The sequence below is a fragment of the Bacillus toyonensis BCT-7112 genome (assembly GCF_000496285.1).
Classification (GTDB): Bacteria; Bacillota; Bacilli; order Bacillales; family Bacillaceae_G; genus Bacillus_A; species Bacillus_A toyonensis.
On sequence record NC_022781.1, the window covers coordinates 478778 to 491416 of the forward strand.

At 34.1% G+C, this 12639-nt stretch carries 12 protein-coding genes and 1 pseudogene; 2 read left to right on the plus strand and 11 right to left on the minus strand.

Going from position 1 to position 12639, the window contains the following annotated elements; all coding sequences use genetic code 11:
- Position 1: 1 nt before the first annotated feature.
- The 8 genes from serC to BTOYO_RS02485 form a co-directional block, all read right to left on the minus strand.
- Positions 2-1084, minus strand: a complete 1083-nt coding sequence (gene serC / locus BTOYO_RS02450) for a 3-phosphoserine/phosphohydroxythreonine transaminase (RefSeq protein WP_000442912.1) — start codon at positions 1082-1084, stop codon at positions 2-4.
- A 207-nt stretch (positions 1085-1291) separates the two neighbouring features.
- Complete coding sequence (locus BTOYO_RS02455; protein WP_000670800.1) at positions 1292-1483, minus strand: DUF378 domain-containing protein; 192 nt, start codon at positions 1481-1483, stop codon at positions 1292-1294.
- An 89-nt stretch (positions 1484-1572) separates the two neighbouring features.
- Positions 1573-2640: a glycoside hydrolase family 113 gene (locus tag BTOYO_RS02460; protein WP_000739752.1), complete on the minus strand. Its 1068-nt coding sequence runs from the start codon at positions 2638-2640 to the stop codon at positions 1573-1575.
- Between the two features lie 181 nt (positions 2641-2821).
- Positions 2822-3595, minus strand: a complete 774-nt coding sequence (locus BTOYO_RS02465) for a DUF6612 family protein (protein WP_000738998.1) — start codon at positions 3593-3595, stop codon at positions 2822-2824.
- 81 nt (positions 3596-3676) lie between these two features.
- Positions 3677-4042, minus strand: a complete 366-nt coding sequence (locus BTOYO_RS02470; protein ID WP_000025021.1) for a hypothetical protein — start codon at positions 4040-4042, stop codon at positions 3677-3679.
- A gap of 286 nt (positions 4043-4328) precedes the next feature.
- Positions 4329-6719, minus strand: coding sequence for a penicillin acylase family protein (locus tag BTOYO_RS02475; RefSeq protein WP_000454359.1), 2391 nt, complete (start codon positions 6717-6719; stop codon positions 4329-4331).
- Between the two features lie 72 nt (positions 6720-6791).
- Positions 6792-7529 (minus strand): DnaD domain-containing protein, encoded by a 738-nt coding sequence (locus tag BTOYO_RS02480; protein ID WP_000312078.1) that lies wholly within the window; start codon positions 7527-7529, stop codon positions 6792-6794.
- A gap of 321 nt (positions 7530-7850) precedes the next feature.
- The gene (locus BTOYO_RS02485; protein WP_000359525.1) at positions 7851-8507 is read right to left on the minus strand and encodes a uridine kinase family protein; all 657 of its coding nucleotides are present in this window, start codon (positions 8505-8507) and stop codon (positions 7851-7853) included.
- A gap of 397 nt (positions 8508-8904) precedes the next feature.
- Here BTOYO_RS02485 and BTOYO_RS02490 point away from each other — a divergent pair.
- Positions 8905-9417: pseudogene (locus BTOYO_RS02490) on the plus strand (MFS transporter); the annotation flags it as partial.
- A gap of 171 nt (positions 9418-9588) precedes the next feature.
- Here the strand turns inward: BTOYO_RS02490 and BTOYO_RS02495 are convergent.
- On the minus strand, positions 9589-10047 hold the full coding sequence (locus BTOYO_RS02495; RefSeq protein ID WP_000591647.1) for a hypothetical protein: 459 nt from the start codon (positions 10045-10047) through the stop codon (positions 9589-9591).
- Between the two features lie 365 nt (positions 10048-10412).
- On the opposite strand from BTOYO_RS02495, the gene BTOYO_RS02500 reads away from it, so the two are divergent.
- On the plus strand, positions 10413-11120 hold the full coding sequence (locus BTOYO_RS02500; RefSeq protein ID WP_000346324.1) for a DNA alkylation repair protein: 708 nt from the start codon (positions 10413-10415) through the stop codon (positions 11118-11120).
- Between the two features lie 102 nt (positions 11121-11222).
- Here BTOYO_RS02500 and BTOYO_RS02505 read toward each other — a convergent pair whose 3' ends face one another.
- Positions 11223-11549 carry a DUF3895 domain-containing protein gene (locus BTOYO_RS02505; RefSeq protein WP_001071904.1) on the minus strand — a complete coding sequence of 109 codons (327 nt, stop codon included), beginning with the start codon at positions 11547-11549 and terminating at the stop codon, positions 11223-11225.
- Positions 11550-12161: 612 nt separating this feature from the next.
- Positions 12162-12629 carry a DUF6985 domain-containing protein gene (locus BTOYO_RS02510; RefSeq protein WP_000154329.1) on the minus strand — a complete coding sequence of 156 codons (468 nt, stop codon included), beginning with the start codon at positions 12627-12629 and terminating at the stop codon, positions 12162-12164.
- Positions 12630-12639 lie beyond the last annotated feature (10 nt).

A 12639-nucleotide genomic window follows, 5' to 3' on the forward strand; every position in this document is an offset into this window, starting at 1 on the left:
CCTATCTATTTTCAAGCTCAAATTCTTTCATATAATCTACTAATTGCTGCACACCTTCCACTGGCATCGCATTATAAATACTAGCGCGCATGCCACCTACTGAACGATGTCCTTTTAACGTAACGAACCCGCGTTCCTTCGCTTTTTGTAAAAACTGATTATTTAATTCTTCTGACGGTGTTGTAAACGGAATGTTCATAAGTGAACGATACGTAGGATCAACTGGTGAAGTAAACAATTTAGATTCATCTAAGAAATGATAAAGAAGTGACGATTTCATTCTATTTTGTTCTTCAATCGCAGATACCCCGCCTTGTTCTTTTAACCACTCTAGTACAAGCTTCGTTACGTAAATACTAAAAGATGGCGGTGTATTATATAAGGAGTTATTTTTACTATAAGTTTCATAGTTTAACATTGTAGGACAAGAGCGATTTGCCCCGCCAATTAAATCTTTTTTTATAATAGCAATCGTTAAGCCCGCTGGCCCTAAATTCTTTTGTGCTCCCGCATATATGAGGCCAAACTTCGTAACATCATATCGTTCTGATAAAATATTTGAGGACATATCCGCAACTAGCGGCACTTCTTCGAGATGTGGAATATCCACATATTTTGTCCCCTCAATTGTATTATTCGTTGTTATATGTACATAATCTAGTTTTTCATTACCGAGTAAACCATCCAATTTAGGAATCGTAGTAAACTTCTCTTGTTCAGAAGAAGCAATCACTTGTACTTCCCCTACTTTTTCTGCTTCTTGCAGTGCCTTTTTAGACCATGAGCCAGTCAGTACATAACCTGCTTTTTTGTACGTATTCATTATATTTAACGGTATCATAGAAAATTGTAATGATGCACCGCCCTGTAAAAATAAAACTTCATACCCATCAGGAATGTTCATTAATTCACGAAGCAGGCTACTCGCTTCATCAATAATACTTTGAAAATAAGAAGATCGATGACTCATTTCCATAATAGACATGCCTGTCCCGTTATAATTTAAAAGCTCCTTTTGCACCTTCTCTAAAACTGGCAAAGGGAGTATTGATGGTCCTGCAGAAAAATTATACACTCTCTCCATCACCCAGATGACCTCCCTATTTCTCATTTTATTATTTTTTAAACTTTCTGAATTATAACCCACAATACAATATACGGTCAATTTCTTTTCTAATATTATGTCTCAAGACGCGATGGAATCGCTTGCACGTGCATACTATATGTAAACATATAAAAAAGTGTTAAGTACATAATCGTACTTAACACTTTAATAATAGAAGAATAATAGCTAATTGTCCGTAAAGAACCGATCAAAAATTTGATAAATAGCAGAAAGACCAAAGAGCCAATAAATAGTGTCCACAAGCGCCGGCATAGAACCAAACCATTTCTCAACTACATTGTAATCTAACGCTACAAACAACCAATTCAAACCGCCAAGAATCACCAAAATTACTGTAAGGTAAGACAAAAATTTCATTATGATTGCCCCCTAGGTGATAAGATGGTGAAAGGCCTTTCACTAGAAATATATGTAGGAAACTTCAAAACTTACCTATTTTATAAAATTTATTTTCGATACCATCCGTTAATAACTGCCTCTGCTTCTTTACTATGTATTTGATACGCATGTGTACTATCATTAGAGCCAATAAACCAAATTGAAAAACCTTTAAAATATGGTTTCGGTTCTAATACATCTCGGTAAGCGCGCCAGCCATTTAATTGTACATCTTTTGAAAATACATTTGAAACATCTGGATTCCATGGATTTTGTAGTCCTAGTTCACGCGCTGGTACGTTAAATCCACCAAAATAAACTGGCTTTCCTGTTGCATTATGTAATTGTTCCAGTTGTTGAACAACATTTTGTCCACGATTATATACTGTTGTCGCGAATAAACTTTGCTTCACTTCTTCGTATGATGGATTCCTTTTTCCTGAAACTTCAAACCAACTATCGATACTAACAATATCCACCTTTTTTAAATACGGACGATTTATTTTCTCTTTAAACTTCGCTTCATAAGAAGGGTCCCAGCTTGCTGTTAACCACCAGTTCATTTGATACAAAACATTTCCTTTATACTGCTGACGGACAAAATTAATCGTATCGTTCCAATATCCTTCTGCATATTCCATATTAACGAAATTAGAAGCAATCTTTAGTCCATACACATTGTATTTACTTGTAATAGAATTAAAAATATCTTGTAGAATAACCGTTTTCCAATTCCAGAAGAAATCATTAATATTACTTGGATTCCATTCTGTTTCTCCAACATTCCCCTGCTGAATATATGGGAACGGTTCCACTATAACTTGAATATTACGCTTTAATAATTCTTGAATTAAAATGATAGCCTGTTTCTTTTGCGCCTGATTAATTACCATGTTAGTAGAAGTCACATTCGGAATATCTACTTGAATCGGTACATTTACTGTATTTAAATTTAAGCGCTCTACATCAGCTAACACTTTCGCTACATTTCCAACTTCCCATACCGTTACGTTTCCTGATTTTATTTTTCCAGGTTGAACAGTATTTACATCTGCCTGTACGTTTCCTTGAAAACAAAAAGAAAACAACATAATAAACACTCCTAAAAAACTTATTAAACTCTTATTTTTCTTCACAACTTTCCCCCTATAATTTTTGGCTTTCTTGATTATTTTATACAATGTTTCACATATATTCCAGAAAAAATCACATGAAGTTTTCATTAATAAAAGCATTATTCATATAATTCTCCTGAAAATAGTAAGATAAATAAAAAAGAGCGGATTTCCGCTCTTTTTTATCCTTTTACAATTGAAATTATTGAATCCCTTCTGGTAACTTAATTGAATCAAACTTTTCATATGAATCAATCTTTATACTCACAACTGCATCCAACTTTTCCTTATCTGTACTAGCTTTTTTATCTGCGTTACTTTCACTCACTTTTATAGTTGTTCGCATCTCTTCAAATTTATAATCTTTTGTTATTATATATTCAATGTTAAACGCATCCATACTAAATCCTTCCGTTAATTTTTTCATATCTCCATTAATTTTTTGTAACGTATCTACTGCTTCTTTTCCCTTTAATTCAAGTGTAAGTTTATATGTGTCCCCATCCTTCTTTGCTTTCATTTTCTTAGCCAAAGCTTCCGGTAAATCTAACTCATTCAGTAAATTTTTACTGACCATTACATCATTTACATTAAATTGATCATTAGGTATCGTAACTAACTCTCCTGTATCAGGGTTTTTCACTTGAGCAGCGACCTTTCCATCTACTTCATACGTTACAATATCTGTACCACTTATTTTCATTTCAGCTCTAGAATTCTTCAGTTTCGGCTCCATCTGTATTTTCATTTTAATCTCTTCTGATTGGCTGCTCCCCTTCATTGACATAAGAGATGTCAATGTAAGATATTCCTCTTGTTTTAATCCGTCAGCTGCTTTTTTAAAAATATCCTTCGCTACTAACTCTTTTTCTTTTTTTACAGATACTGTTTTAGGTCCACTTGTTTTTTCACTGCTACAACCAGTTGTTAAACCTACTATTAGAGCCAAACTAGATATTACAACCATTTTCTTCATACTGATTCTCCCCATTTCCCGCTTAAAAATATTTTCATTTCATGTATAGTAAATCAACTGAAATAAATATATATACAATAATTATTTAACCTCTAAACTAAACCAGTTATTCAATCCGTATACTAACGTAACTAATGCTCCTATTACACCAAAAACAACAATATTTATACCAATTGATGAACCGAATAAAACAGCCATCATTGACACCATCAGTAATAGCATGGCGATACTATTTATCTTAATTTCTACTATGTCGCCATCCTTTACTTTCTTTTCTTTACTTCCAAAAAAGAATTGTTTTACTTTAATATTCGCTTCACCTAATTCAAAAGGAAGCGTATATTCTTCGTTATTCTCAAGTTTCATTACTACTTCGTTATCTACCTTTACTGCAACTCTTGCTGCTCCGCCCATTATCCCTGTTGCTCTTATTACTTTAATGCTCATATTAAATCCCCCTATTAGATTTCACTGCAACTATTAAGAAATTCCCCTTGTTGCACACTACTTCATCCTCCGTTTAATAAACATAATATTCCAAAAGGTATTATAACAAGTCCCTGTACAATATTTTGTCAAAATTTGTCGTTTTTCTACAAAAAGGATATTTTATCCATTACCGTAGAAAAAAGACTCTTACAATAGTAAGAGTCTTTTTTCTAAAGTAACACTTTCATTAGCGGAAGGATTATTACTTCATAAAGCTGGGCCATCTGCACATAGGAACATACTATCACTTCGGCTGTAAAGTTAATACTTTCCCTTCAATTCCATCTGTATTTAAAGTAGTCATATGATACGTGCCATTTACCCAATCATCTATTTGATCATGATACCAATCGCTTCTAAAATGTCCTGACTGTCCTGGCCCTACGATATGATAACCGTTTGACATATCCTTCGTATCAATAACGAATCGCCAAGAAGCCCCGTGATTTACAATACCGTTATCGCCGTAACTCGCGGCTTGAACGGTAACTTGACTTCCGCCAATCGGAACTGGTTTCTCACGATTAAAAGCAAATAACGCTAACATACTAGATGATTTTGAAATTGGATGTGTAAAAGCAAGTTGATGGTAATCGCCCCACTTCCACTCTGCAACATCGGGTCCATACTCCTTCTGCAATTTCTTCATTACATTCTCGTACGATGTATGCACAACTTTTGTGAAGCCTCCATACTTAGAAAACCATACACTATTTTCCCCGGCTACTTGTTTCCGAATCAATTCATCAACAACTTGTGACTTTCCTTCAAATAACTCCATCACATCTTTCGGTATTTCTTTTGAAAATAACGTATTCGAAATCTCTTTCATTAACAAATGAAAAATTAATGGTGCCGCTTCATCTTTACTATCGTAAAAGTTCCACTTTGTTAATTGTTTTACGCCTTCTTTCTCTACTTCATTTAAAGCTGTTTTATGTAACTCTTTTAAAAATATTGGAGTAAACTCTTTCCCGTATAAATTCTTTTGATCCATCTGTAATTCTTCTAAATCTTTCACCGTATACTTGTCCTTCTCTTGCAAAAACTCTTGAATACGCATTTGTCTATATGGCTGCGCCCACGTATTGCTAATATGGTATGGATAATTATCATCCACAATTTTATTATTCGCAGTTGAAATAAACCCTTGTTTTGGATTTATTACTTTTGGCAGTTGATCATATGGGATATACCCTTCCCATTCATATTCATCAGTCCACCCTGGCACTGGCAAACTCCCATCACCTTTTTTACGCACTGGTATATTTCCATTCGCTTTATAAGCAATCGTGCCATCGTTTGATGCAAATACAAAGTTTTGAGTTGGTGTATGAAAATCTTGAAGTGCCGTTTCAAACTCATTCCAATCTTTCGCTTTATTCATATTTAATACAGCCTTTAATTCAGCAGAAGGCTCCAAAGCAGTCCATTTCAAAGCGAATACTGTTTTCGTTTTCTCTTTTCCTTTATCCGCAAACTCTGAAATGACTGGACCATGCCTCGTAACCGTCACATTATACGGAATTGTTTTCCCCCCTTTTACTTTAATAGATTCGTCAACAACAGTAGCTTTTTCCCATTTATCGTTATACAAAAATTCATTTTCATTATTAGGGTTTCTCTTTTCAATATATAAATCTTGCACATCAGGACCGGTATTCGTAACGCCCCATGCTATTTTGTCATTGTGTCCTAATATAACACCTGGCACTCCAGCGAAAATAACGCCACTCACATTTAAATCTTTCATTTCAAGTCTCGTTTGATACCATATAGAAGGTGTCGCAAGAGATAAATGAGGGTCATCCGCTAAAATTGGCTTACCTGACGCACTCTTCTCACCACTCACAACCCAGTTATTACTACCGTTAAACTCCGGCGGAATTATCGTTTTTGAAAAACTTTGTGCTACGTCCACATTTGTATTTTTCAGTTCAGCGAGCAATCTAGGGGCATCTTTCGGATATGTAGGAAATATCTCATTTGCTTGCTCTTTCGGAAGATTTTTCAGCGCCCAATAACGAAACGCTTGCCCGTGCCAATGTCCTCCTAAATCAAACGCCATATACTTCCCAATCGTTAAAGTATCAACAATTGACCATTCAGCAGGTTCATAACCTAATATAGTAAACTCAACTGGCAATCTCTTTTCCGCTTTCGCTTCACGTATAAAAGCGTTCACCCCATCAGCAAATGACTGCAAAGCAAATTTTGCTTCCCCATCATATTGACTAACAGACGCTTCTGCTGCTCGCCGTAAACCGAGCGTTCGAAACAATTTATCTCTATCAACGGCTGCTTCTCCAACAACTTCACTTAACATACCAGAAGCTTGCCTTCTACTTAAATCCATTTGAAATAAGCGATCTTGTGCTTGCACATACCCTTGCGAAAAATATAAATCATGTGCATTTTCCGCTTTAATATGCGGTACCCCGTTACTATCTCGTTTCACCGTAACAGCATGTTGTAAATCCTCTAGCTTTTTCGTTCCATCTATCTTTGGCATAGATCTCAGCGTATATACGTTCAAAAAAATCACACTGCAAATAATCAATAAAAGAACGATACTACTAGACCAAATAAAAATTCTCTTACCTCTAGTTCGTTTCTTCTTTATAACAACTTCCATATAACCCCTCCTTTCTCAAACTATTCGCTTCTATTTTGAAAGAACCTTTTAAAATAGAAAAATCCTTATATGCTACGGATCATACAAAATGAATCCTTCCTTTTCTTCACTTAAATCTACTTGCCCTTTCTTACACCAATTCCTCAAAATCCCCTTCACATAAGCGAACGTTCGCTTATTATGTTCAAACGCAATTTTAAGTGCTTCTAGTACTACCTTTCCTGAAACTCTTTGTATCCAATCCTTCAATTCCTTCACGATATATGGGGATAAACTACTAATATGTTGTTCATAAAACTTGTACACTTTACTATTGGGAACGGCCTCTTCTATACTTTCTACTTCTTTCTCTTCAATAACTTCTTGTAAACTACTAGTATCCTCTTCTTCAGGCATACCAAAATGCTGCAATAACAATGGAATCTTCCATTCTTCTTCAAGACATTTACGTAAAAACGTATATATGAATTCTTTATTTTTCACAGTCTTTAACTCACGTAACACACACTTCTCTACATTCGTATTTAAAATAGGGTTATAGTGTAGCCAATTTAGTATGTATAACTCTTTCGTTTCCGCATCGTATAAAATCTTTCCGTATGCAACAAACCTATTTAACAGCTTCTCAACAGTCTCCATACTGTAGCCCGTTTCCAGTTCTGCCACACGCTTCGGTAATATGTAAATTCCACATTGCTTCGTTTTCGTACCAGTTAACAAATATATGTAAAAATAACGCTCCTCTGGCGTTAAATCTAATATGAATTCATCTTGCCAAAAGTTCACCTGCACATTACGGTACACCGCCATCTATTTCCCTCCACTCTTTGCTAGCAAATAAGAAATCCCAATCCTTCAATATAAATATAGGAATGTGGGAGCCGTTTTGGCATTCGAATTACAATTTTTTTTACTACTTACTGTAAAGTAACAAAAAGGTTATTTAATCTTGCTACCAAAAATACAATAGACATCTGTCTATGTAAATGACAGATGTCTATTAAAGTCGTTTAAAAATCTAGTTGTTTCATAGACAATGGATTTTTAGGTGAATAATAAAGTTGCTTCATTTGAGAACCAAATAATGAAAATGAACCCTCATAATAAACATAACAAATAGAGTATTTGCATTTAAACTTTATAAAACTCAAATGTATTTTTTTCTAGACATATTGCTTCATCGGAACTTTTAATAATAATATCAAAACGTTGACTGTATGGATGCATAAACACTTTATACTGAATCCGACGTTCTGCATGAGACCGCCTTAAATAATTGATATCGGCTCCCCTTTCAGCAATATCTCGGCTAGACCTTCTCATTAATTCCGTTTCATCATCTGTATAGAAGTAAATTTTCAAATCAAATAGATCGGGATTAATAAATGCGACACACATTCCTTCTACAATTGTCACTTTGTTTTTTGAAGAAATTAACTCGCTTTTCATATAATGCGTATCTATCGTATAAAAATCTAAACCAGCCCTTACCATCTGAACATCTCTTTCTAAAGCAGACAAATGATGCGCTGATGGATGACAAGCCGTCATTTTATAATGATGATTTTCGTTTTGATATGTATAGTCAATAATTGCATGCTTTCGTATGTCTGAACTAACAATATATGGATCTGTATTAATATAATTCACTTCATTTTGATCTAGTAGGTCTACAAGCATATTAGCAAACGTTGTTTTTCCAGCAGCGCCATGTCCTGAAACACCAATAACAACCTGTTCATTAGTCCTACTAATCCAATTTATGATTTCTTGCAATAACTTATCCATCCTTCTCCCCCTTTTACTGATATACTGCCCTTATTTTAATTAGTTAAATATTGAGATGTCCCCTCATCTTATTATACATGAAAGAAAAAATAGCATAATTATCCATCGTACCATCTCTAATTTTATACAACTATATTATTTGTGAACACTTACAACGACGTTTTATGTTTTCGCGCTTGTTTTGTTCTTGTAGTTGTTCTTGTAGTTGTTTTTGTTTTGTTTTTTCTTAGTGATTTATTACTTGGTAGGTGCTTATGAGGGGCTTGGAAGGGGCTATATAGCGTTTTATTCCCGTCTAATTTAATTACACACGCCTCCTACAATCTTCTTATACTGTGTACACCTATAAAATTATATTCTTTCCGAAAATAAAAGTACTGAATTTTCTTCGTATATCCTTTTACTCTTCATATCTTTTTTATTACATTGGAATTTACCTACTCTTGAACATAAAAGAATAACAGCTATTGGTGCATTCGGCCTTGCTGGAGTTGCAGGTGCATTAGCTGCTACGAAAGCGGGACAATTAGCTGATAAAGGATTAGGACAACGAACAACTGGCATAGCCTTATCTTTATTAGTACTTTCATGGCTCCTAATTAAATTTATTAACTACTCTCTATTGTTACTAATTTTCGGCATTATCCTTTTAGATTTAGCTGTGCAAGCTGTACATGTCACCAATCAAAGTATGCTTTTCACAGTGCGCCCTGAAGCAAGAAGTCGAATCACTGCCAGTTACATGATTTTTTATTCTATCGGTAGTGCAACGGGTGCCATTCTTTCAACAAATGTTTATGCAAAATACGGATGGAACGGAGTATGCCTATTAGGTGTATCCGTTAGTGCTTTTGCTCTTTTATTTTGGGCAATGACCTTACAGCAATCATCACAACTAAAAAAAGAATAATTCATTTATATATTTTCTAATATGCATTTTTCTACAAGACTATAGAATACCATTTACTTTTTAAAATAAATCAACGGCATTTTCATATTAAAAATGCCGTTGATTCCAAACTTTTATGTATGCGATTCGCCATGTCATGTTAATGGTTCCTATACTAACGAAATACCTCTATTACAAATTACCTTTAACTTGTCCAACAATCTCATTTATCGTATTCCGATCAAATTTATCACTAATTTCGTATGGCTTACGATCTCCTACTAATTGTACCCCTACGATGTCTTTTCGGTCCTTACCATATTGCACTTCAATAATAGATCCACGCTCTATTTGTTTCCAAATGTGGCTTGCTTCATCTTTATTATCTAAAATAATGCAGTCTTCAATATTTTCGTCAATCCCAATTAACTTGTTATCATCCATATATCCAATCTCATATTGTTGACGTTCTTTCGCTTTGCCGCTTACTAATATACCTTTGCTACCATATGAATAATCCGTATAGTCCTTTTTTTCCTTTTGTACCTCTTTCGACTTTTGTGCTTCCGTTTTTTCAGCAGCTCCACAACCTGTAATAAGACTGATTGGCATAACCGCTATTAATACAACTCTAGTAAATTTCTTTATCATTTGTAACCAACCTCACAAGTTTAACTTTAAATCCCATTTATCCCCTTACCAAATAATAACATAACACTACAGAGAAGATGCCAAAGATAAAATATTATTTACATTCTCCCACTTTAAAAACCGATGCGGAAAGTTATACATCTATTTTGTCTCTTTCCCGTTTACCTTAATGTAATATTCTCATGATTATAATTAGATGGAAGGTCAAAATCACAAACTGAATTGCCAAGGAATTATAGAAAGTAGACATCCTACTCACATACGATTAGTATTAAATTTGAGAGGTATGGAAAACTCGATAAAAAATATAAACTATATCATTACAATTAAAATGGTCTTTATATTAAGGAAGGAAGTGCACAGCTATGGATTTTAAAACAGTTATGCAAGAGCTTGAAGCCCTCGGTAAGGAAAGAACGAAAAAAATATACATATCTAACGGTGCACACGAGCCAGTTTTCGGCGTAGCTACGGGCGCTATGAAACCAATCGCTAAGAAAATAAAATTAAATCAAGAGTTGGCTGAGGAACTTTATGCCACAGGTAACTACGATGCTATGTACTTTGCAGGCATTATTGCAGATCCAAAATCTATGAGTGAGTCTGATTTTGATCGCTGGATGGACGGGGCATATTTTTATATGCTATCCGATTATGTAGTGGCAGTAACTTTATCAGAGGCAAATATTGCACAAGATGTTGCTGATAAATGGATTACAAGTGGGGATGAGCTTAAAATGTCTGCAGGCTGGAGTTGCTACTGCTGGCTTTTAGGGAATCGCAAAGACAATGAGTTTTCTGAAAGCAAAATTTCCGATATGCTTGAAATGGTGAAAAATACAATTCATGATTCACCAGAACGAACAAAATCCGCTATGAATAATTTCCTAAACACTGTGGCAATTTCATATGTACCGCTACACGAAAAGGCAGTTGAGACTGCAAAAGAAGTTGGTATAGTTGAAGTAAAACGTGATAAGAAAAAAAGCAGTTTACTAAATGCTTCAGAAAGTATTCAAAAAGAACTTGATAGAGGCAGACTTGGTTTCAAACGTAAATATGTAAGGTGTTAAAAGTATGAAGGTGTCAATCTAAGTGAGATTGACACCTTTTTTTATGGACATTACTAGATTAATGGGACTCAAAGTTAAAGAGAACCAATCATTCATTTCCCTCTATACATCTAAAACTTCTTCTTTCAATTTATATACTCTATCTCTTTTCTCATCATCTTTGATAAAAATAAGTTTTCCTTCTTTAACAAAACCTTCTAATATTAAGCATACTTGACCATATGCTTTAGGCTTATTTGTTGTGAATCTTTCATCGGGTATTTTACCAGATCGTATTAATCGTTCGCATAGCTCAAGTACACTTATTTCTTCAGAATTAAGTAATTCCAAAATAGCTTTTTGCAATGGCGATAACGGTACGGGTATCTCAGCTACCTCCACCTTCTCTTTTTCTTCTTCAAATAAATCTTCAAATGAAATTTGATTCATTACATCTTTTCCTTTCTCACAATTAATTTATATAACATGAACTGAATCCTATATGTACTGGAACTTTAAATATTATGTATTGTTATGTAGTACTTACCTTATTACATGAATTTCAAACTCATGTCCGTAATTCCATATAGTATGTTTCGATTATACCAAATATACGTTCTGTCTTCTATTGTAGAATTTTTTATAACAGGAATGAAAGTAATAGTGAACATTTATCTCCTTTTCAGTTTTATAAACCATGTAAAAAAACAGAAGAAGTTCACATAATAAAATTATAGTTCCTCATTAATTTTCTACGCTAAAACGCAAAAAAGCACTTGTTGCCTTTAATTGACAATCAAGTGCTTTAAGTTCATATGTTTTTAAGTAGCGTAAATTTGTAGTAACAGTATGACACCTTTTGTACATCATGACAAATACTATATTAAAACTTACGAGTTTGTACGAGTTCGTTAGTTTAATATACATTCCATGTTGTTTATATTTATCGCCCGTTAAAATGTCATCTCGCCTAAGCTCGTACTTTATTTTCTATTCTATCATTGCACACAGTACTCCATGACGGTACAACCATCATGAGTCTTTACTTTTTAACAGCCTGTTTTAAATTGCAACATCCTGATAACCTACTTCAATTATTTTTTCATTTAATAGACGAAGCCCTAATCCATTTTCTATATCCCATGTACAGTTAAATGTAATTCCAATATCTCGCCCTTCAAAAATATCCGCATATGGAACAACAATTCCATCTAAAGTTATCATTTCTAGTATTTGATCAGGTGTTTCAATTAATGGATAATTTTCATTTAATCCAATATCATAACCTAGTTCATGTCGCTTTTGTTTGTAATAGTCTAATATTGATTGCAATAAACTTGGCTGTAAATCCTCCCAATTCTGCATTAATGCTTGATATGCCATATACTGCTCTTCATCAAACTCTCCATCTTCTTCACCATCTATCATCAAAGATATCTCAGATTCTTTTCCAAAAAAACGAATAATGGTATCCTTAGTCCAACCATACTCATACTCAAGTTCACCAAAAATCGGATCGTTTATAGTCATTTTAAAATCT